17 protein-coding genes are annotated in these 22464 nt (G+C 57.6%); 7 read left to right on the top strand and 10 right to left on the bottom strand.

Annotated features, from left to right (window positions below; genetic code table 11):
* Nucleotides 1-743 precede the first annotated feature (743 nt).
* From ACTQ1E_RS06130 to ACTQ1E_RS06100, 7 genes are all read right to left on the bottom strand, one after another.
* The gene (locus tag ACTQ1E_RS06130; RefSeq protein ID WP_441565328.1) at nucleotides 744-1823 is read right to left on the bottom strand and encodes an acyltransferase family protein; all 1080 of its coding nucleotides are present in this window, start codon (nucleotides 1821-1823) and stop codon (nucleotides 744-746) included.
* Nucleotides 1824-1863: 40 nt separating this feature from the next.
* Nucleotides 1864-2967 carry an ATP-binding protein gene (locus ACTQ1E_RS06125; RefSeq protein WP_441565326.1) on the bottom strand — a complete coding sequence of 368 codons (1104 nt, stop codon included), beginning with the start codon at nucleotides 2965-2967 and terminating at the stop codon, nucleotides 1864-1866.
* Between the two features lie 210 nt (nucleotides 2968-3177).
* Nucleotides 3178-5664, bottom strand: coding sequence for a glycosyltransferase family 2 protein (locus tag ACTQ1E_RS06120; RefSeq protein WP_441565324.1), 2487 nt, complete (start codon nucleotides 5662-5664; stop codon nucleotides 3178-3180).
* Nucleotides 5665-6732 (bottom strand): glycosyltransferase family 2 protein, encoded by a 1068-nt coding sequence (locus ACTQ1E_RS06115; protein ID WP_441565322.1) that lies wholly within the window; start codon nucleotides 6730-6732, stop codon nucleotides 5665-5667.
* 12 nt (nucleotides 6733-6744) lie between these two features.
* On the bottom strand, nucleotides 6745-7863 hold the full coding sequence (locus ACTQ1E_RS06110) for a glycosyltransferase family 2 protein (protein WP_441565320.1): 1119 nt from the start codon (nucleotides 7861-7863) through the stop codon (nucleotides 6745-6747).
* Nucleotides 7864-7937: 74 nt separating this feature from the next.
* A complete protein-coding gene (locus tag ACTQ1E_RS06105; protein ID WP_441565318.1) occupies nucleotides 7938-8978 on the bottom strand; it encodes a glycosyltransferase family 2 protein in 1041 nt (346 codons plus the stop codon).
* A 6-nt stretch (nucleotides 8979-8984) separates the two neighbouring features.
* A complete protein-coding gene (locus ACTQ1E_RS06100; RefSeq protein WP_441565316.1) occupies nucleotides 8985-10088 on the bottom strand; it encodes a glycosyltransferase family 2 protein in 1104 nt (367 codons plus the stop codon).
* A 111-nt stretch (nucleotides 10089-10199) separates the two neighbouring features.
* On the opposite strand from ACTQ1E_RS06100, the gene ACTQ1E_RS06095 reads away from it, so the two are divergent.
* Both ACTQ1E_RS06095 and ACTQ1E_RS06090 read left to right on the top strand, forming a co-directional pair.
* Nucleotides 10200-11345: an acyltransferase family protein gene (locus ACTQ1E_RS06095; RefSeq protein ID WP_441565314.1), complete on the top strand. Its 1146-nt coding sequence runs from the start codon at nucleotides 10200-10202 to the stop codon at nucleotides 11343-11345.
* A 155-nt stretch (nucleotides 11346-11500) separates the two neighbouring features.
* Nucleotides 11501-12520, top strand: coding sequence for a glycosyltransferase (locus ACTQ1E_RS06090; RefSeq protein WP_441565312.1), 1020 nt, complete (start codon nucleotides 11501-11503; stop codon nucleotides 12518-12520).
* Nucleotides 12521-12531: 11 nt separating this feature from the next.
* Here ACTQ1E_RS06090 and ACTQ1E_RS06085 read toward each other — a convergent pair whose 3' ends face one another.
* The 3 genes from ACTQ1E_RS06085 to ACTQ1E_RS06075 form a co-directional block, all read right to left on the bottom strand.
* Nucleotides 12532-14328, bottom strand: a complete 1797-nt coding sequence (locus ACTQ1E_RS06085) for an AAA family ATPase (protein WP_441565310.1) — start codon at nucleotides 14326-14328, stop codon at nucleotides 12532-12534.
* Between the two features lie 202 nt (nucleotides 14329-14530).
* Nucleotides 14531-16180, bottom strand: coding sequence for a hypothetical protein (locus ACTQ1E_RS06080; RefSeq protein WP_441565308.1), 1650 nt, complete (start codon nucleotides 16178-16180; stop codon nucleotides 14531-14533).
* Between the two features lie 138 nt (nucleotides 16181-16318).
* Nucleotides 16319-16750 carry an RrF2 family transcriptional regulator gene (locus tag ACTQ1E_RS06075; RefSeq protein WP_441565306.1) on the bottom strand — a complete coding sequence of 144 codons (432 nt, stop codon included), beginning with the start codon at nucleotides 16748-16750 and terminating at the stop codon, nucleotides 16319-16321.
* A gap of 223 nt (nucleotides 16751-16973) precedes the next feature.
* Between ACTQ1E_RS06075 and sufC the strand changes: the two genes are divergently transcribed.
* From sufC to sufU, 5 genes are read left to right on the top strand one after another with little or no spacing between them, the layout of a single operon-like run.
* The gene (sufC, locus tag ACTQ1E_RS06070) at nucleotides 16974-17774 is read left to right on the top strand and encodes a Fe-S cluster assembly ATPase SufC (protein WP_441565304.1); all 801 of its coding nucleotides are present in this window, start codon (nucleotides 16974-16976) and stop codon (nucleotides 17772-17774) included.
* Between the two features lie 12 nt (nucleotides 17775-17786).
* Nucleotides 17787-19199 carry a Fe-S cluster assembly protein SufB gene (gene sufB, locus ACTQ1E_RS06065; RefSeq protein ID WP_427794570.1) on the top strand — a complete coding sequence of 471 codons (1413 nt, stop codon included), beginning with the start codon at nucleotides 17787-17789 and terminating at the stop codon, nucleotides 19197-19199.
* The gene (locus tag ACTQ1E_RS06060; protein ID WP_441565302.1) at nucleotides 19199-20578 is read left to right on the top strand and encodes a SufB/SufD family protein; all 1380 of its coding nucleotides are present in this window, start codon (nucleotides 19199-19201) and stop codon (nucleotides 20576-20578) included. The genes sufB and ACTQ1E_RS06060 overlap by 1 nt, the downstream gene beginning before the upstream one ends.
* Nucleotides 20575-21900, top strand: coding sequence for an aminotransferase class V-fold PLP-dependent enzyme (locus ACTQ1E_RS06055; RefSeq protein WP_441565300.1), 1326 nt, complete (start codon nucleotides 20575-20577; stop codon nucleotides 21898-21900). Before ACTQ1E_RS06060 ends, ACTQ1E_RS06055 begins: the two co-directional genes overlap by 4 nt.
* Nucleotides 21893-22327 carry a Fe-S cluster assembly sulfur transfer protein SufU gene (gene sufU, locus ACTQ1E_RS06050; RefSeq protein WP_441565298.1) on the top strand — a complete coding sequence of 145 codons (435 nt, stop codon included), beginning with the start codon at nucleotides 21893-21895 and terminating at the stop codon, nucleotides 22325-22327. Before ACTQ1E_RS06055 ends, sufU begins: the two co-directional genes overlap by 8 nt.
* The last annotated feature ends 137 nt before the right edge of the window (nucleotides 22328-22464 follow it).

The raw sequence follows: 22464 nt of genomic DNA, 5'->3' as shown, positions 1-22464 counted from the left end.
GCGCTTCCAGCGGCGCAGTTTTTCCTCGTTGCCCTCTCCCCTGCCGCGCGAGGTGAACTCGTGGTGGTACAGCTCTGCATAGGGCGTAAAGATGGTGCGGTAGCCGGCCACCCACACCCGAGGGCAAAAGTCTGCGTCGTTAAAGCCGGCGGCGAGTTCCTCGTTGTAGCCTCAAACCTGCTCAAATACGTCGCGTAGGACCATCTGGTAGGCGCCCGTCACGGCACTGAAGTTGCCCGGGCGCACAGCACGGGCAAGATAGCCCCCACGCTTTGCAAAAGGCATCTTTGTGGCCGCAAATTAAAAAACGCAATATCATGCCCATATCGATACGTCATATGCGGCCAGCGCATTCTATTGATGTGGAAACCGGTTCGATTCCTTGATTTAAACCGAAGCCTCTACAGCAATTAATAGCGCCTCCAACAACACCAGCACCAGAGGCATACCGACCGAGTCATCATCGACGGTCTCAGAAACTTAGCAACGGTTACCATGTCAGCCTTCGGCTCGATCGGCTTCTTAACAGCAGCCTCGGTGATAGTCGTCTTAGTTGCAACAACCGTGGGCGTTACCATGCCTCTAACAGGTTTCGCGTGCTCACGACGCGCTTTCCTAGATGATTATCGACCAATCCGCTACAACCAGTGAACGTTGGTTCGGAATCCCAATCTTTCCACCACCAGCGTAGCGGGATCGTCGTCAAATCACGTATGCGAAAGAAAATATCAAAAGTCTTGGTTCTACGACAAAGCTTTATTTAACAAATCGAAAGGGCCGATAAAACGTATGATGAAACCAATCAAGAGCTTCCTGAGACCTTCCAACATTAAGCAAATCGTGAACACAGCTGTTGGAACCAGAAGCACCTGCAACATTCCCAGTCCAACGCCGACACGCGTAAAGGGAAACTGCGAGCTCCAGAGCCAACTTTGGATAGGCCCATAGTCAGAAATAAGATAAGTAGCAAAACAAAGTTTCGCAACAGTGTTAACGAAACGGGAGGAAAAATGCGGCATTTTTAAATCAATCAACAAGACAGAGATGGCTATAACTAGTGAAAAAATAGACGCCGGCGAACCAAAAAAGCCGTTATACAAATTCGCAAAGGTCGAGCCCAGCAAACCATCAAAATGGAATTGACCATAAAACGAGATTGCAACTCCAACAAAAGAAGCAATGCAGCAAGCAACCAAGTGCCTTATATTCACTGTTGACAAATCTACATACCAGCGAATATAGCAAACAAGAACGCAAATTATAATAAAATCCACTAGTAGCCCGTCGATGGGAATCCAAAAGAGCGGCACATAACGCAGGAATCCAAAGGCGAAGACCAGAAAGATTGATAGATAAAGATGTAGTTTCTGGTCCAACGCATGCAAAGCCGGAATTAAAAAGGGCAGTAAAAATACAAGCCAAGCATAGACGGTTACAAACCACCAACTAGAACCAGTAAGAATTGGTGCAAAAATATCTATCAAATTGGTTGGACTTACTTGAATATCGCCGCGAAGCATGAAGAAAAAACCCAGCGCAATACTATAAAAGAGAACCGTGCCTTCAATTGAAGCTATCTGTTTGACAGCTTGTTTAATGGAGTATCCAGCTTTCCCCGCAACAAACCAGATTGTTATTGCAACAAAACAGCCGACCGCAGTTCTTCCAATTGGATAGAAAAAGATATTGTAGAAAAACCTAGTAAACGAACCAGGAAATACGGAAACAGAATCAGCGTTGTGAACAACAAAATGATGAGCCATTACCGTCCACATAAGGACAATGCGAAGTAATTCGATACGGGAATCTCGTATTTTTGCCATAATGCCCCCAAGTAAAATCAAAACCTAATTAAGCCTCGACCTAGAACCGTTCGAGAATCTCCTCGGCATTCTCTCGCAGATAGATATCTAGGTCCGGCACGGCAAACTGCACGTAGCCCCTCTGTGGTGCCTGAATAACCTCTCTTTGTAGCAATTTGGCCCTAATAGAGCTGATCTCATTGGTCTTTTTACCCATGCGCTTAGCAATCTCAGCTGATTTGGACTGTTGTTTATCCTCGCACATGGCCAATAGGTATTTGATATCGTTGAGCCCCAGTCCAGAAATCGCGGGCTCGTGAACAACATCGTGAAAACGAGCCTCTGCCAACGCAATGCCTTCGGTGACGTCGCGCTCGCTCACAATGGCACTTTTGGCACGATGCAAGTTGGCGCGCTGCCAAATGGAATAACCGACCAGTTGCACCAGATAGGCATAGCCCTTAGTGGCCTTAGCGGCTCTCGACAGAAGATCGTCCTCTATGGTCAAACCAGTCGCGACAAAGCTATCGCCCATAGAGAGCGCTACCTCCACCTGGTTGATAGGCGCCAGATCTTCGGGGAGAGCACGACGCAAGAACGTAAGCGCCTTGCCGTTAATAAGATCCATAACGCCGGCGGGTAAGCCGGCAAAGGCAAGTGCGATATCTACTTTTTCCCCTATCAAAAGCTGAACCGTAGACGCAATGGCACGCATATCGTCAATCGGAGCGTCCTGAACTTCATCGATGGCAATAAAAAGACCCTTGGATGACTTCGCTGCCGAACTTAGCAACTTTCTAAGGCTCGACTCTTTGGGTGCAACACCGACTTTCGCAGAAACAAAGCCGGCGTTTACGCCGACCGAAGCATTGGCCGCAAGGGAAGAATCAGCAACCTGATCCCTCAAGTCCAGCAATAGGTTAGGGCCAGCAGAAACAATAGCGGTCTTCCATCCAAGCTCTCGCGCACGATCCCTAAGATCGCAGAGCAAAACAGTTTTTCCGGAGCCCCTCGGTCCAGCAATGCGCATGAGCCTCGCAGGTGCACCAATTCCCGCATTCAAACTCTCGGTAAACTCAAGGGCGATATCATCGCGACCAATTATGCGCGGAGGCTCAGCGCCGGCAGTGGGACGAAAGGGGTTATGGAATGCTGTGACGCTCACTTGTTCGCCTTCCTAGGGAATCGATTAACAGTCAATCATTGCTTATATTTCTATCGTAGACTATATCGGATAATATCGAGTTATATAAGCCTGTATAAAATTATCGCGGAAGTATCGACCTTTCGTAATTTGTCTTAAAAAGTAGTCCAACGTTGCTTTCTTCCAAGCTCATACCGAAAGAAAGTTAAGGACTACCTAAAAACCATTGCCTTAATACGAGAAATACTCGCTCTCAGCGGATAAATTCGGCCCCAACCACGGATCGCCCGTCAAGAAGAACTCCGGCCAGCACTGCATGAACAGCGCCTGTTCACGCTTCCAGCGGCGCAGTTTTTCCTCGTTGGCCTCCTCCCTGCCGCGCGAGGTGAACTCGTAGTGGTACAGCTCTGCATAAGGTGTAAAGATGGTGCGGTAGCCCGCCTCCCGCACGCGAAGGCAAAAGTCTGCATCGTTAAAGCCGACGGCGAATTCCTCGTTGTAGCCTCCGACCCGCTCAAATACGTCGCGTCGGACCATCTGGCAGGCACCCGTCACGGCGCTAAAGTTGCCCGGGCGCACGGCACGGGCAAGATAGCCCTCACGCTTTGCCGAGAAGTCCTGGTTGGCATGGGCAAGTGCGCCGCGCACGCCGACCAAAATGCCAGCGTGCTGCACCAGATGATCGGCAAAATAGAGCTTGGCACCCACCACACCCGCATCGGAACGCTGCAGATAGCCCATCATCTCTTCGATAAAGTCCGGGCTTATGACCTCGGTATCGTTGTTCAGCAGCAGCAGGTAATCGCCCTTGGCATGCTCAACGCCAAAGTTGATGATCTGGGAGTAATTGAACTCGCCCGGCCAGTACACAACGCGTGCGTCACCCTTGCCTTCGGATGCTGCAGCCACGCGCTCCGGCAGGGTTTCGTAATACGCAAACGTCTCCGGATCTTCGCTGTTGTTCTCCACCAAGACGATCTCGTAGTTGGCATACGTGACCTTCTGAACGATCGACATCACACAGGCATCGAGCGTCTCGACGTGGTCCTTGGTGGGAATCACAATACTCACCAGCGGCGCAGGCTCCGGCAGCGCATAGCGCATGCGGTAGACAAACGGCGTCTCGGTCTCATCGACCGTTCCGTGAATGCCCAGTGCATTAAAGTGACGCTGCAGCGCAAGGCGTCCGGCCTCGATGGCATACGGCTTGCTATCTGCAGAGCCATCGGCGGTAGAACCGGGATGCACGCGCCAGTGATACAGCACGTGGGCAATATGCTCAAACCGTGCGCCCGATGCAAGGCAGCGAAGCGTCAGATCATAATCCTGGGCGCCCGCGACGTCTTCCGGCGACATGCCAATGCGATCGATAAGCGCCTTCTCCACCATCAGAAAATGCGTCACGCAGTTATGGCTATAGAGCAGGTCAACGTTGAGCTGCGTCTTAAAGACCGGCTGACCCCACTCCCCCGTTTTCTGAAACATGTCCTCGTCACAAAACAGGACCTGCGGACGCTCCCCCTCTGCCGCCTTGTTCAACGCGGCGACATAGTGGAACAACGCATCCGGCTCCAGAATGTCGTCATGGTCCAAAAATGCGATGTAGTCGCCCGACGCTTGTTGAATGCCGGCGTTAGTGTTGAGCACAATGCCGCCGTTGCCGGGTAGTTCGATGCGACGAACGCGCTCGTCATTGGCGGCGGCCGCAAGCTTGGCCACCGCATCCCATTCGGGCGAGGCGTCCATAAGCAGCAATTCCCAGTTGTCATAGCTCTGGGATAGCACAGAGTCCAGCAGCTCACGCAGGTAAACCCGATCAGTCTTATAGCACGGCACCACAATGCTCACGAGCGGCCTGTAGGCGAATGCTGCCGCTACAACGCACTGACACGCCAAGTCGCCCGGCTTCGCGCGATGCTGCTCAAACCAGCGTCGATAGGCCGCGTCATCCGCACGCGCATCTTTCATGCGGTTCCAACTGTCGTCGACCATGCCATTGTACAGACGACCATCCATGGCGCAAAAACCGCTCTGAATCTGGCCCGTGGGATCAGCCGCAATCGCAACAAAATCGCGTATATCCTGAGGCATCTCCACGCTCAGATACGTTTTATTGACGCGACAACCGTTTTGCCGGAGAACATCGACCTGCGACTCAAACACATGCACGGTGGCATCAATCGCATTCATGTGCGTATCGAAAATCTGGAGCCCAGGGACGCACTGGGGGTCTCCCGTCCACTTTACCTCATAGCGCCAGACGACGCCCTCATCTGCCGGTAAATAACGAACGGCATCGATCTCGTAGCGACCGCAGCACTCGCCGCGCTGCGCATCGCGGACAAGCGCGCACATCGCAGGCTTTGCTTTGTAGTTAATCTTAGATTCCAGCTTGGCAATACGACTATCAAGGCGAAGAGAGCCCAGCCTTTTGCCGCCGGACGCAAATGAGACGTCAATTGTAGAGCCGTCCATAAACGGAAGCACCAAGACGACGAGCTCACGCTCATAATCGGCAACGGAGGGGCAAAGCGCAAGCACGCGGCCATGATCGACCGGCAGTGCCAAAGACGGCACGCAAGCGCCATTGGTCGTCGCGTGAGCAAAGGCCTGGGAACCCTCCTGCTCAATAATCCCCGCGACATCCTGACCGGCAAAACGAAGCAGGACAAATAGACGACCCTGACTGCGGCAAAGCGCCAAACGTTTGATACTCATCTACACTTCTCGCTTTCCCAGAGCGTTCGCAGCCATGCGCTTGCACGCGCCCAGGCGCCCAAACCTCAAGACGTCGTAATCGAACATGAGCTTTTTGCACGAACGAGCAGCAGGAGCCTTACCGACAAGCGCCGCACGCACCATAGCGGCAACAGAAGGAGCGCATTGTGCGAGCGCAGCATCATTGCCCACGGCAGAACCGTCAAGCGCCGCGGCGACGGCAGCAAACACCTTGCCGCAGTCCGAACCCAGCAACCTGAGCGCGTCATACAGCACCAGATCACACAGGAAGTACGCCAGGTCATCGGCATGCCGGGCATCAAGCCCATCACGGCGCCAGTCGGCCAGCACCGCGGAGTAAATCTTCACGTGCTCCAGCAGACGTGTCTCGTCGTCGTAGCGCATGGTGTCCATGAGCGAACCCTTGCGCGCCACGCGGTAGTCGTACAGCTTGTTCGAGATAAGCGCGGTCTTACGCGAACGACCGTACACGGCAAAATCGAAGACCTGGTCCTCGCCATACTTAACGGTTTCATCAAACACGATCCCGCTACCCAGCAAAAAAGCGCGCTTGCAGGCGGTGCGCCATGCAAAAGGGCGAGACGCTTCCTTAAACAGCAGGTCGGAGCTATAGCCCTCAAACGAAACGTCGCGTGGACTCAGCACATAGTTAAGCCACGGATACCCCGCGTCGAGCGGATACGGGTTTGCGCCAAAGGTCAAAACGTCGCAGTCCTCGCGCTCAAAGGCATCGACGATTACACGGCACGCATCGGACGTAAAGCGGTCGTCGGAATCCAAAAACGCCACGATAGGCGCCGTGGACGCAGCGATACCCGCATTACGTGCGCTAGACAGGCCACCGTTCTCCTTATCGACCAGCGTAAAGCGCGCGTCCTTTTCGCAATAGGCAGCCGCAATATCGCGCGACCCATCCGGCGAGCCATCGTTAACCAGCACACCTTCCCAATCGGGCATATCCTGCGCGAGTAGAGAGTCCAGGCACCATGCCAGACAATCCTCCACCTTGTAGATGGGAACGACTACGGAAATCTTAGGGGTAACCATAATCACGCGCTCCTACTGTGCCGCCGGCACGTCATCGGGATGCGGGTTATCGCCATAGGCGCGCTGATACGTCAGCACGCGCCAGACCAGCGGCAGGCCGCCGATCTTAAAGTAGTGCTTAAATGTATTGAGCTTGCCCGGCTTCTTAAAATCAAAGCGCGAATCGATATAGGCGCGGGGCGACTTGACCATCAAACGCAAGTCGGTCTCGCCGCGCGGATCGAACAGCGACAGGTCAAAGCGACCGGCATCCCAATCGGCCTTGAGCTCGGGCGATGCCTTCTCCCAAAACTGCCCGCGCAACTCATCGACCAGGCGCTCATCATTCCAACGGTACGTATCGACCTTCATGCGCATTAAAATGCCCTGAAGCCGAGCCTTAAGCTCGGGGCGTTCATCCAAAAAGCGCTGCATCTCGGCATATTCATCGCACACGCAAAATACCTTGTTGGGCGAATTAACGGAGCTCTTCTCGTTGTCTTGGCGATAGCACAAAATGGGGTCTGCAATAAACGCAGCGCGCTCGGCGCAAGCCCAAACCTTAAAGTTAAAGCCTGCGTCCTGATACGAGGCGCCCGGCGTGGGAAGAAACCGAATCTGATTGTCGTTGAGGAACTCGCGCCGATAGATGGCAGACCAAATGGAAGGCTTGCGGTAGAAGATACCCGGACGATCGGCGGGGCGATACGCGGCGCCCGTCATATGCTCGTCGATGATCCCAAACAGCTCACGGCGCTCGCTGGGCGTGGACCAATACAGATAAAAGTCGCCCTTTACCACATCGGCATGCTCAGCATCGGCCTTGGCGACCAGCTTTTGGAGCGAGTCCTCAAACATAAAGTCATCGGACTCAAGGATGCCCACGTACTCGCCACGCGCCATCTCTAGACCGCGGTTCATCGAGTCGCCGTAGCCGCTATTGGCCTTGTCAATCATCTTGACGCGCGCATCGCGCTCCATGTACTCGCGGATGATATCTGGCGAGCTATCGGTAGAACCGTCGTTGATGCAGATGATCTCAATGTCCTTGAGCGTCTGCGCCACGGCGGAATCGAGGCACTCGCGCAGGTAGCGCTCAACATTGCAGATGGGAACAAGCAGCGAAACTTTAGGGGTATCAGAGTTCTGCAAGAGAACCTCCTGTTGAATAGCGTGTAACAGGGTTATTTTAGCAGCCGAGTTGCGGCGGGCGGCAGCGCCCAGAATTAGATAAAGCGTTCCAGGCAGGCCTTAAGACCGCGGGTCGAAAGATAGAACAGCGTGGCATCTGCCATCGAAACGCCCGAGGTCGCCGCTACGAGCTTATGGGCAACACGACGAACGGCGCCCTTAGCAGGCATATCCGCCCACTCCGATCCCAAAAACGTCGTGAAATCCATATTGACGCGAGCCGCCACGCGATGGAAGTCATCGGCGTCCAAGCGCGCCAGGTCGAACACAATGAGGTCCAAAAACCAAGTTATCAGCTCGCCGGGGCACAGGTCCAAAAGACCGTAGGCCGCCCAGTCCTCCAAGACCTCCTCGAGCATCCTCATGTGGGCGTCAAGCTTTTTGGCGCGGGCCCCGGCGCTGTTGAACTCGTGCGTCGCCGATTCGCTCTCCATCACGTAGTGGTAGAACTTGTCCGGTATGACGACGGTCTTGCGGGCAAGCGCATAAGCCGCAAATTGGAAGACGACGTCCTCGCCCAAAGCCAAACCGGGGGCGAAGCGAATGCCTTCGCGATTGAGCAGCTCGCGCGAAAAAGCCGCGCGGCACGCATAGGGCTGTGCGTTTGCGTGGAACAGCAACTGGGGATCACGGGCGCCAAAAGTGCCCGCCTTGGGGCTCATGAGTTGTTGGACACGTTTAGGTGCGGCGTCGGACGGCTCGCAGACGCCGCCAAAAACGGCAACCTCGGCATCCGCGGACGCCATGGCCTGCAGCACGCAGTCGACTGTCTGAGCGTCGATGTAATCGTCGGCGTCCACAAAGAAGACGACCTCGCCCTCGGCGGCATCGATACCGGCATTACGAGCGCACGAGACGCCCGCGTTTTCCTGGTCAATCACCAGCACACGGTCGTCGGCCTGCGCAATTTGACGCAAGACGCTTAGCGAGCCATCTGCGGACCCGTCGTTAACGCAGATAACCTGAATCGAGCGCTCCGACTGCGCCAACAGCGAATCGAGACATCGCCGAATCGAGCGCGCCGAGTTGTATACGGGAACGACAATAGTCGCTTTGGGGCTCGTGGCCTCTCCCATGCCGATCTACCCCCTCAGCGATTCGATGAGAAAGGCGGCGACCACGCCAGGGCCTCCAACCGATGCGTAGTACTTGGCACGCCCCAAGGCACCATCCGTCGCAAAACTCGGATGCTCGTCAACCCAGCCCTCAGGATCTTTGAGGATGGCAGCAAGATTCGCGCGCTTCCACGGCTTGAGGTCGTCAAGCGAAAAATCCCCCGCGTCCAAGGCCGCCTGAAATTCCTTGGCCATCTGAACCAGGAACTCCTTATAGAATTTGGGCGCCAGGCGCACGTAGTTCCACATGTACGAATCGTACTTAATGAGCTGATTGAACTTGAGCATGCGGGCGACTTCATCGCTTGCGTGATCGCGGGCATAATCCTCTCGGATCCAACGCTCAATCTCGGCATACTCGGCATTGACGCAAAAGACCTTGGCTGAAGAATTAACCGAGGAATTCTCGTTGTCCTGGCGATACGACAGCACGGCATCATGCAGGTAAACAGCCTTGTCGGCGCACGCGATCACCTTAAAGGCAAACGACGTGTCCTGAAAGGATGCCCCCGGAGTCGGCAGGAACTTGATGCCGTTGCGCTCAAGAAAATTGCGGCGGTACGCGGCCGACCAAATCGACGGCTTCTGCTTAAAGAACCGCGTCGTGTCGCTCGGGTGTACCGGCTTGCCGCAGTCCCTGGGCTTAAACATCTCGTGCAGCGAACGGCGCTCCTCGGGCTTAGACCAGTAGAAATCAAAATTCGCCTTTGCAAAATCGGCGTCAAAGCGCTCGGCAGCTGCCACGAGCTTCTCCAGCGCATCGGGTGCCATAAAGTCATCGGACTCTAGAATGCCCACGTACTTGCCGCGCGCCATATCGAGCCCGCGGTTCATCGAGTCGCCGTAGCCACTGTTGGCCTTATCAATCATCTTCACACGCGTATCACGCTCCATGTACTCGTGGATGATATCCGGCGAGCTATCGCTAGAGCCGTCGTTGATGCAAATGATCTCAATGTCCTTGAGCGTCTGCGCCACGGCGGAATCGAGGCACTCGCGCAGGTAGCGCTCAACGTTGTAGATGGGAATAAGCAGCGACAGAACAGGGCTGCCAGAGGAATTAGTAGACAAATGTGCTCCTTAGGAAATACCTATCGTTAATGGTATCAAAGGGCTGTCGTGCCAACGGGCGTTTATATAATCTATGGAGCCCATAGAGGCAAACCGTTACGAAAGGAAGCCATGCATCCCAAAGCCGCACGCAACATATCCATCGAAGCGCTGCGCTTATTCGCGGTCGCTGGGATTGCCATATTCCACACGTTTCAGTGGACCTTCCAGGCGACCTGCACCGGCCTGCCGGAATATGCGCCGCTCGCCGCCTTCCCTTACTCCGGCGCGCTCGGCTTTATCAACCTGCTGGGCTGCTGGGCCAACGAGGTCTTCTTTATGATCTCGGGGTACTTCCTTATTACTTCGGCTGCTCGCGCCTGGAGCGACGGGGCTACGTGGACGTCGCAACTTCAGCGGACGACGCAGCGCCTTGGCAAGGTCATCTTGCCCACCGCGTTTTATTGCCTCGCTGCACTCGCATGGTCCACAGCCGTCTCCCCCATTCCCGACGTCTCCTTTCACACGCACTATTGGTACACGCTAGGCCTTGAGTTTATCTGGGTCTATGCCGCCACGGTCTTCGTGGCACCATGGTTTGGACTGGCCAAGAGCCGACTCTCCCAGAAGAGCTACACGAAGACGGTCATCGCCGTTAGCATCCTCGCATTCGTTGCGAACGGGTATTTTGCCGCCATGAGTGCGACAAGCACCGGCGAGTTTTCTTGGCTGCAGAAGATCATGAGCGCCGTCACCTACGTCGTCGCCTTTTTGATGGGAGGGCTGCTCCGCGACTATACCGGGACGACAACTCCGCGCAAAACGCGCACTGTCGCCAAACGATTGCTTGCAGCAGCTTTTATCATCACGATCGCCCTGGAAGTCGCACTCTCCGCAACCGGTAATCTGTCGGCAATGGCAATGCTTTCCTATAAGTCGACCTCATTCGTCTCGTTCGCCCTCGCTGCCACCTCGTTGTTCTTTGTGGCAACCCGCGACAATAAATCGAGTAATCCTCGCGCCGCGAATGTCATTGTCACCCTATCGACCGCCACGCTCGGTTTCTATGTGATGCAGTCGCTCACCAGTAGCCTGTGGCGTCCAGTCTTCAATACGTTGCTCGCAAACATACTGGTCAGCCAAAACAGCCCGGCAGCTATATGTATCGTCACGGGTACCGTCATTAGCATCGTCTTTGCGCTGACGCTTCTCATCATCGATGCAGCTAGAAGCCTTATCGCCCGTAGTCTCAAGCAGCGATCAACGCATCACCATTGAGTATCGCGGCCACCATGCCCATGGCAGGTTCCTGCGTTTTATTCAAACCTTGCCAACATGGCGCAGCGACCCTTTACAATAGGTGCCGTCCAACGGACGCATTCGATAGCTTCCGCGCAGCGCTCGCCCGCCGCGCGTGAAAGGATATATTCCCCATGACTTCTACCCTCCCCGCTCCCATCGACAAGCTCGCCATCGTCGTCGTTACGTACAAGCGTCAGGAACTCCTGGCCAACCTGTTCGACTCCATGACCGAGCTCACGGCCGCGCCGTGGCGTATCGTAATCGTCGACAACGAGAATTCGCACGAGACCGAGGCCATGTGCGCGGCGTTCAACGAGCGCCTGGCCAACCTGTGGGGCGTCGACACCGATCAGCCCGACGCGCAGGGCGGAACCGACCGCGTCATCTACGCCCCGCAGCTCGAAAACGGCGGCGGCGCGGGCGGCTTTTCTGCTGGCACCAAATGCGCCTATGACCTGGGCGCCCAGTGGTTTTGGGTGATGGACGACGACGTGCTCGTCATCCCGGAGGGCATCGAGCGCCTGGCCAAGTGGACCGACCGCTACGACGTCATCCAGGGTTCGCGCCTGGACTTTGACGGCGGCGCTTTTTTTTGGCAGTACCAGCTTATCCTTTCGCTTGGCATCCCCAACCCCATCGCTAAGTGGGACCTGGGCCCCGAGGGCTACCGCGCCATGAACCAGTTGTGCTTTGAGGGTGGCCTGTTCTCACGCCGCGTTGTCGACAAGATCGGCCTGCCTGACGCTCGTTTCTTTATCTACGGCGATGACGCCTGCTATGGCTATGTCGCCAGCCAACACTTCCCTGCCGTCGTAGTCGCCGATGTGGTGCTCAAGCGCGCCCGCGCCGTCTCCAACTGGGATATCGCCGGCAAACGCCAGCTCAACTCCACCAGTGACACCAATCGTTACTACATCATGCGCAACCGCGGCTACTTGGCCCGCTACATGCAGATCTACGGTGATTACCACCCCATTTTGTTCCGTTTGGGCAATGTGGCGACCTTCTGCAAGGAGTTTATCCGCCTTGCCGCCGTCGACAAGTGCTTTAAGACCGGCATTCCGGCGCTGCGCCGTGGCATGAAGGATGCCCGCAAAATCGTACGCGACCCCAACTGGAAGCCCATGCCGCCCATGAAAGAAACCGAGTAAAGCCGGCCCTCCTATAACTTCTGACACGCGACGGTAACTCGTTGCCCATCAAAGCCAAACCCCCAGCGCATGCGGCCCACAGCAGGACGTGGCACGCGAATGTCGTCGAGACCGCTCCGCTCGATATCGAGCAATGCCTGTACCGACAGAAGCTCTAAGCCCAACGCATCGACATCGGGGTCGTACAGCATGCTGACCGAGATAAGCGGGCGGCTATCCAATATGCCAAGCGTATCCGCCGCATCAAAGGTATTGACGGTCGGAAACACCTGGAAACCCCCAAGCTCCGAACCGTGCGCTCGTTTTGTAACGGGGTCGGCATACCCAGGCAACCCAAAACAAAGACCCTGCAGTGCCAAACGAAAAGCCAGCAGCAAATCCGACTCGTCTCCATCGACGCCCAAGTCATTAATAATTGCGTCCAAAGCTCGCCTAACTGCACGCTCGTCTCCGCGGCAAAGACCCTCTTGGAAATCATCGATAGTCTCGGCACTCTCGGCAGCGCACTCGAACCATTCGATAATCACAAGACGCAGCGCATACCGGAGCTCGTTATTGGGAAGGCGCAGGGCGCGGGGCAGACTGCCGTCCGTCTGGTGATCGGTCGCATCTGTCGTCAGGAGTCCACTCAAATACAAATCGGTCCAAACACCTTCCGCTGTCCCGGCATCAGGCTTCACGGCGTCTATGCGCAGCGGCGCCTCAACACAGCCATACGGATTAAGCAAATCAAACATTGCCGCAAGCCATCTTAAATCCCAGGCGCCCACAGTCTCGTTCAGACAATCGGCATAGCAACATAGATCAAAGCGCGTTGGCGGCAGGCAGCCCCGAGCCAAGAACTCAACCACACGAGCCGGGTTCGAACAATAGAACCCGCCAAACCGGTAGCCTTCGAACCATTCGCGCGCGCAAGCCAGCCTGTCGCTCTGACCAGCGCAATCTAGCAGCGCCCTGTTTTCGGCATCCGAAAAACCAAAGCGGCGATCGCACCAGCTCGACAAGGGCGAAGCCAAACAATACGGGCAGTTGCGATGCGCAAGTGCCGCCCGTGCGGGGCCGGGTCGCTCCCCCATCAAGCAAACCAGCCGCAAAGAATCGATCGAGGAGACAATGACGTCAAAGAGCAGGCGGTCAAGCAACTCGACAAAGCACGAGCCATAGGCGCCCTTCGCCTGCATATGATTCGTAAATGCCGCGTCATACCCATCAACCAGCAGCACAACCTGTTCATCACATGCCACACGGAGGAGCTCGATTAACACGCCAAGAGCCGAATCGATTTCATCAGGAGCGGCAACACCACGCGCTACGCGCTCGATATGGCGCACGTCGCCGCGCGCTAAATCGGGAACTTCCAGCAGCGGCAACAGACGAGCGCACTCACGAGCGACGGCATCGCGCATGGCGGCCTCGGCATCGGCGCCTCGATAGGAGGAAGTAGAAAAATCCAAAGCAATGATCGGGTAGCGTGCATACTCATCACGATAGATGCCATCTTCTGCGTCCCATATTTGGCTACCGATGAACAGATTCACGCTCGACGAGCCGGGCACAGGACGCTCCAGATAACATTTGAGCATGGAGAGGTTCATACTCTTGCCAAAACCATGAGGCCGACAACAGAGCGCCACAGTCGATTCGCAATCTAAGATATCGGCAATAAACATGGTCTTATCAACTAAAACACAATGATCGGCGGCGTCGGCAAAATCATGAATATCAATCGGCAGAACAGCATTTCCGACGGGATTGAGCAACTTCACGCCAAAGGTGTTATCAATATCATACATTGCCTGTTCAGACACCGTTTTATCTCCCCTTTTATAATAACGATGCCATTTTAGCGACCATCTTGATAACAATTTTATTGTTCAACAAATGATTCGGGTAACGGTAGAAATGAATCCATAAGGGGGGCATAACAAAACGATTCGCAACAAATAGGGGTCCGGTGTTATCGCATCGGGCCCCTATTTCAATCGCTAAGGCAAAACGCTCGCTGAGAGCCTACTTTTGGGCGTCTTTCTCCGCAGCATCTTTGTTTTGTTGGTCAAGTTTATGCTTACCGCTCACAATAGACGTAGCGCCCAATGTGGCCAAGCTCGCGCTGGCAAGGCTCGCCATCAAAATCAAGTCACCCGTCTTGGGCATGCTGCCCTTAGAGGACTCAGTCGTCGTGGCTGAGGCAGTCACAACCTTGGTCTTACCCTGGTTCTGGTCGGCGCCATCATCAACCAGGCCCTTGGACCCATTGTCGTCCGTGTGCTTGCCATCCTTATCAAGGCGGGGATCCTTCGATTCCGCACCGTCTGATTCCGTGCCCTTGTCGGAATCAGACCCCTTAGAACCCTCGTCCTTCGAATCGCCCTTAGCATCCTCGGTCTTTTCCGTAGCGCCCTGGTCGGAGCCATCCTTCTTGGAAGACGAGCTGCTGTTGATGTCAACCATCAGCGAGGAGCCAAACATGGAGCCAAGTTGTTCGCTCGCAGAGGGTTTGCCATTCGTCGACGAGTCGCTCGAACCGGCAGTCGATCCACCGGCGGAAGAACCAGACCCTGCCGCAGCATCTGCGGAATTCGAAGGCGAGGCAGACCCCGCGCTGCCGCCCGATGCGACATCGCCATTTCCGTCGCTTGCTCCGGCATCGTATGAAGGAGCATCGACGGTATCCTCGTCAGCACCATTGGTATCGGCACTAGGCCCAGAGGGAGCAACGGGAGCGGCGGGCGCCTGGCTAGGCGCTGGAGTCACGGGCTTGGGCTCAGGCTCGGGTTCAGGCTCGACCGGCGGCGTCGCCGCGGCCTCGTCCTCGGTAATATAGACCAGGCAATCCTTAAGCTCGTTCTTGTAACGGTTCTTCCAGCCCTCGTGATATTGCGGCTGGCTCGAGTACTTACGGGCAACGTTATTGACCACGCTGCTGGAAAGCGCCGTCACAAATTCACGGTCGGTCATATCGTTTGTAAGATTTGCCCAGCGGAAAAAGTCCTGGCAGCCATAGGTGCCGCACATGTTGGTGATGCTCCACACCATACCCTTGACGCAATCGGCGCGGCCAGAGATATCAATACCAAGCGCGCTCTTGAGCCAGGCCTCGGTCACCGCGTAATAGGAGTTGTATGCATATGAATCTTGCAGCGCCGAGAACTCAGCCGGATCGGCGTTATAGGCGCCCTGGAAGGCCTCCTGTGCAATGCGGCCCAGATCCGTCAGCTGACCGTTCGAATGCATGGGGTTGCTTGCGTTGGAGATATCGCCTCCGCGGTCAATTGCAGACTTAAGCATGCCGTACTTGGCAGGATTGTAGTTATAGACCTGCTTCATAAACGGGACGAGCGACCAGCGTCGGTCAAACTGGTAGTAACCGAGCGCGTTGTAACCATCGCCGTACGAAAAGCCCTGGTTATAGTTGCCGTGGCTCTCATACTTGGTAAAGTACTTCATCTCGCTGGTCACATTGACAAACGAGACGCCTTGGACCGACCTCAGCACGCCCGAGAAAGACTGCTGGGTATAAAGACCCTTATCGATATCGGTGGCATCCGAGGCAACGCCCGGCGTGGGCTCATCCGCAGCAGCGGGCGCGGGCGCGGCAACGGCGCCAAACGAAAGAGCCAGCGTCAATCCGGCAACAATCGCAGAATGCTTGGGCTGCATAAGATCCTCCTTGCATTGGTGTAGTTAAAGTGCAGTTTGCAAAGATAGATTTAAGTATCGCAGCAAGACCGATGTCGTACAACAACAACTCGACAGACGGTAACTCCCTCCGCGAAATCTTGAGGAATTGCGCTCGAGTTACAGCTTGATATCGAAGTTAATCTCGGGCACGGCCGCCAAGTCGGCCAACGTCACGCCGTCGACGTACTTTTCAATCACGTCGTCCAGACCGCGCCAGAACTTCACAGTAGAGCACAGATCGCTGCGAGTGCAGTTGTTGTCGATGCCATCGCATGCGACGGGCGCCGTGCTGCCCTCGACGGCGCGCAGTATATCGCCGGCTCGCACCTCGGCCGGGTCCACGCCCATCATGTAGCCGCCGCCCTTGCCGCGCACACTCTTGAGCAGGCCCGCCTTCATAAGCGGACGGACCAGCTGCTCCAAATACTTTTGCGAAATATGCTCACGGTCGGCAATCTCGCGCAGGGCGATTTTGCCCTCGGCGTCACCGAGCGCCGCGATATAAATCATCAAACGGAGGGCATAGCGGCCCTTAGAAGAAATGAGCATACCTACCCTCCCGGTGCGCTTGAGACAAAATCATCAGCAGAGTTTGCCCCCGATGCCAAGCGTGTGGGACAGACGATCCCGATTATTATGTCCCACATCTGAAAAGTCGAGTGGATTAGTCGGGTTTTCCCTTGACTAACGCCGAACCCATAGTAACTTTATTCCGAGAAGATTCCTAGGGTTTAGTACACCTATGAGTACACCATAAACAGAGAGGGACAGCATGAGCGCAAATCCGCTGCTTTCCATCGAAGGTCTGACCGCCTCCGTGGACGAGAAGACCATCCTCCACAACGTCAACCTCAACGTCGCCGCCGGCGAGACCCATGTGCTGATGGGGCCCAACGGCGCCGGCAAGTCCACCCTCGGCCACCTGGTCATGGGCGACCCCGTCTACACCGTGCAGAACGGCCGCATCGTCTTTGACGGCCAGGACATCACCGAGCTCACCACCGACAAGCGTTCGCGCGCCGGCCTGTTCCTGAGCTTCCAGGCTCCGGTCGAGATTCCGGGCGTGCCGCTGTCGAGCTTTTTGCGCGCCAGCATCGCCGGCCGCCCCGGCCTGGAGATGAAGGGCAAGGAATTCCGCCGTCGCGTCAAGGAGCTCGCGGCCGAGCTCAACATGGATACCGCCTACCTCAACCGCGAGCTGGGCGTAGGCTTCTCGGGCGGCGAGAAAAAGAAGGTCGAGATGCTCCAGCTTCTGCTGCTGCAGCCCAAACTCGCCATCCTGGACGAGACCGACTCCGGCCTGGACGTCGACGCCCTTTCCACCGTCAGCCACGGCATGGACGCCTACCGCAAGAGCTGCAACGGTTCCATGCTCATCATCACGCACAACACGCGCATCCTGGAGCACCTGGATGTCGACCGCGTCCACGTTATGGTCAAGGGCCACATCGTGCGCGAGGACGACGCCTCGCTGATCCCTTGGATCGACAAGAACGGCTTTGAGGCCTTCGAGCGCGAGGCCGTCGAGCAGCGCGCCCAGGCCGAGGCCGTCGCTGCCGAGCAGCAGGCGTAAAGGGGCGACGCAATGACCAAGAACCGCACCGAGGTCGCGGACATCGACCGCAGCCTCTACGACTTCACCTATGGCGAGGAGGGATTCGAGCGCCTCGACGCCGGCATCACGCCCGACATCGTGCGCGAGATCAGCGCCAAGAAGGACGAGCCGCAGTGGATGCTCGACCTGCGCCTCAAGTCCCTCGAGATCTTCAACCGTTTTCCCGACCCGACGTGGGGCCCCTCCATCGAGGGCCTGGACATGGACAACATCGTCACCTACGTCAAGCCCAACACCGACCAAAAGCACGACTGGGAGTCGGTGCCCGACGACATCAAGAACACCTTTGAGCGCCTGGGCATCCCCGAGGCCGAGCGTAGCTACCTGGCAGGCGTCGGCGCGCAGTACGACTCCGAGCTCGTCTACCACAACATGCAGGACACGGCGTCCAAGATGGGCATCGTCTACTCCGGCATCGAGGAGGCCCTGCACGACCCGCGGTGGGAGCCGCTCATCCACGAGAAGTTTATGACGCTCATCCCGCCCACCGACCACAAGTTTGCGGCCCTGCACGGCGCCGTATGGTCGGGCGGCTCGTTTGTCTATGTGCCCAAGGGCACCAAGCTCGATTTTCCGCTGCAGAGCTACTTCCGCCTCAACGCCAAGGGCGCCGGCCAGTTTGAGCACACGCTCATCATCGTCGAGGACGACGCCGACCTGCACTTTATCGAGGGCTGCTCCGCGCCCAAGTACAACGTGGCCAACCTCCACGCCGGCGCTGTCGAGCTCTTTGTGGGCAAGCGCGCGCACCTGCGCTATTCGACCATCGAGAACTGGTCCAAGAACATGTATAACCTCAACACCAAGCGTGCGCGCGTGGACGAGGACGGCGACATCGAGTGGATCAGCGGCTCCTTCGGCAGCCATGTGGGCTACCTCTACCCCATGAGCGTGCTCAACGGCCGCCGCGCCCGCTCGAGCTTTACCGGCATCACCTTTGCCGGCGCCGGCCAGAACCTCGATACCGGCTGCAAAGTCGTACTCAACGCGCCCGAGACCTCGGCGACCGTCGAGACCAAGGGCATCTCCAAGAGCGGCGGTATCCAGACCTTCCGCAGCTCCATCGTGGCCACGCCCAAGGCCGAGGGCTCCAAGGCAACCGTGAGCTGCCAGTCGCTGATGCTCGACGACCAAAGCCGCTCCGACACCATCCCCGCCATGGACATCCGCGCCAAGAACGTCGACATCGGCCACGAGGCCACTATCGGCCGCATCGGCGACGACAAGGTGTTCTACCTGATGAGCCGCGGCATCTCGGAGGAAGAGGCCCGCACCATGATCGTCAACGGCTTTGCCAACCCGGTCTCCAAGGAGCTGCCGCTTGAGTACGCCGTCGAGATGAACAACCTGATCAAGCTCGAGATGGAAGGAGCGATCGGATAATGAATCAGACCACGAACACGCCGAACGCATTTACGTCATCCGAGCTTCTGCAGTGCGACGTATCGGGAGCGACGAGCCCGACGACGCGTACTAAAGGTACGCGAGGAGGGTCGGAGCCCCGAGACGGCGTGCTGCAGGAGATCGGGGGCGTCAACGCGATGCCGGCCGCCACTTGGGGTTGGCTCAAAATGAACCAGACCAAGCTTGAGCTTTCGGACGAGCTTGCCGCCGCTCCCGCCGAGGCCGTTGAGGTCGAGGGGCTGGACGAGCAGATCCATGGCGCGGCAGACGCCTTCGACGCCGCCATGGACGCCATGGCCGAGCGCTTCCCCGAGCGCCGTGCCTCTGCCCCCGGCGACGCCGCCGACCGCGCCCGCATCACACCCGAGACCGAGCTCGACGTGCCCGCCACTTCCGTCTACCAGGCCGGCGCTATCAAGCTCGAGGAGGAGCTCTCCCCTGCCGAGGCCTTCGAGACCGGCATGGGCGAGGCTGCCTACACCTATCTGGCCGACCATGCCACCAAGCGCATCGTCATCGACGTGCCCGCCTACGGCCGTGCCACGGTCACCGTGCGCGTGAGCGGCGTCGATGCCGCCGCTGCCATCGCCGCCATCGATGTCGTTGTCCGTCCGCAGGCAACGCTCGACCTGCAGATCGCTCTGGACTCCCCCGTTGCCGGCGAAGGCGTCGTGGGCTCCGTGCTGCGCGTGTGCGCTCACGAGTACGCCACCGTCAACGTTACCTGTACGCAGACGCTCGACGACAGCTGGATCGCGCTCGACGACACCGGCCTGTTCCTGGACGAAGGCGCACGCGTCAACGTGCAGCACACCGTACTGGGTGCTGGCGCCAGCGCCACCGGCCTTGCCGGCGACCTGCTGGGCGACACCGCCAAGGTGATGATCGATACCGATTACCTGGGTGCTCGCGAACAAGTGCGCGACTTTAACTACGAGCTGCGCCACCGCGGTCGCAAGACCGAGTGCGAGATCGACGCCAACGGCGTGCTGACCGGCACGTCCAAGAAGGTCTACCGCGGCACCATCGACCTCGTGCACGGCTGCAAGGGTGCCGTCGGCACCGAGCGCGAAACCGTGCTTTTGGCCAACAAGGGCGTCGACAACAAGACCGTTCCCGTCATCCTCTGCGACGAGGACGACGTTTCCGGCAACCACGGCGCCACCATCGGCCACGTCCGCGACGAGCAGCTGTTCTACCTCGCCTGCCGCGGCCTTGACCAAAATGCCGCCGAGGACCTGTTCATCCGTGCCAAGCTGGAGGACGCCGCACTTTCCGCCGCCGACGAGCGCATCCGCGCCGCCGTCGTCCGCCTGGGCAACAACCTGATCGATAACTTTGAGGAGGAGCTCGCATGATCGACACCGAGCACGTTAAATGTGATACCTGTACTGCCCCCGAGCCCATGGAGTTCGACGCCAGCGATGAGGCCTCGCGCGGCTGGCCTACCGTCGACATCGAGACCAACCCCTACAAGGCGCAGTTCCCGCTGTTCCAGCAGCACCCCGAGATCGCCTTCCTCGATAGTGCCGCCACCGCGCAGCGCCCCGCCTGTGTGCTCGACGCCGAGCGTGACTTCTACCAGCGCATGAACGCCAACCCCCTGCGCGGCCTGTACTCGCTGTCCGTCGAGGCCACCGAGGCCATCGCGAAGGTGCGTCAGCAGATCGCCGACCTCATCGGCGCCTCCCAGGCTAATGAGATCGTCTTCACCCGCAACACGAGCGAGTCGCTCAACCTGGTCGCCAAGAGCTTTGCGCCCACGGTGCTCGAGCCCGGTGACGAGGTCGTCATCACCATCATGGAGCACCACTCCAACCTAATCCCGTGGCAGCAGGTCTGCCGCGAGACCGGCGCCAAGCTCGTCTACCTCTACCCCACCAAGACCGGTCAGCTCACGACCGAGGAAGTGCTTGCCAAGGTTGGCCCCAAGACCAAAATTCTGGCCGTGGGTCAGATCTCTAACGTGCTGGGCGTCGAGAACCCGGTCAAGAATCTCGGCAAGCTCGTGCATAAGTACGGCGGCTATCTGGTCGTCGACGGCGCGCAGTCGCTGCCGCACATGCCGGTCGATGTGGCCGATCTGGGAGCCGACTTCTTTGCCTTTAGCGCGCACAAGGCCATGGGCCCCATGGGCATTGGCGTGCTGTGGGGCAAGATGGATCTGCTCAACGCCATGCCGCCCATGCTTACCGGTGGCGAGATGATCGATTCGGTCACCGAGCAGGACGCCGTCTGGGCGCCCGTCCCCGAGAAGTTCGAGGCCGGCACGCAGGACGCCGCCGGCATCTTCGCCACGGGCGTGGCGCTTGATTACCTCGTCAACACAGTGGGCTACGAAAACATCCAGGCCCGCGAGCAGGCGCTTGTCCACTACCTGATGGGCGAGCTCATGCAGCTCGACTTTGTCCAGATCATCGGATCCATCTATTGGGACAACCACCACGGGGTCGTGAGCTTTAACGTCAAGGGCGTCCACCCTCACGACGTCGCGAGCATCATGGACATGGACGGCGTCTGCATCCGTGCCGGTCACCACTGTGCGCAGCCGCTGCTCACCTGGCTGGGCGTCGAGAACCTTGCCTGCTGCCGCGCCAGCGTGGCCTTCTACAACGACAAGGCCGATATCGATAAGTTCATCGCCGGCCTGTATCACGTTTGGAGCACGTTCAATGGGTAATCTGTACACCTCCACCACGTTTATGGAGCACAACTCCCACCCCGACTACAAGTACGAGATGGATGCCCCCACGCACGAGCACGACGGCATCAACCCCAGCTGCGGCGATGAGCTCACCCTGCAGCTGCGTGTCGAGAACGATGTGATCGAGGAGGCCTCGTTTACCGGGCACGGCTGCGCCATCAGCCAGGCCAGCGCCGACATCATGGCCGACCTCATCACGGGCGAAACGGTCGAGGAGGCTCGTCGTCTGGCAGGGCTTTTCCTCGCCATGATCCGTGGCGAGGAGCTCTCCGAGGCAGACTTGGAAGACCTAGACGAGGCCGCTCAGCTCCAGGACATCTCACACATGCCCGCCCGCGTCAAATGCGCCGAGCTCGCCTGGCGCACCCTCGACGGCATGCTCGAGGGTCAGGCTAACCAGTAACGGATGCCCCGAATCCAAGGTTTTTGATTGCCGAGCCGCCCGATACGGGCGGCTCGGCTTTTTCATAACGAGCGCACGCGCAGCCACGCTTCCGGCGCCCAATCTGTCATTTATCGCACGGCCAACCGCAAGCACAA

This window comes from Collinsella sp. LCP21S3_C7, assembly GCF_052118485.1.
In the GTDB taxonomy this organism is placed as follows: Bacteria; Actinomycetota; Coriobacteriia; order Coriobacteriales; family Coriobacteriaceae; genus Collinsella.
This window is presented reverse-complemented; position numbering and strand designations above follow the sequence as displayed.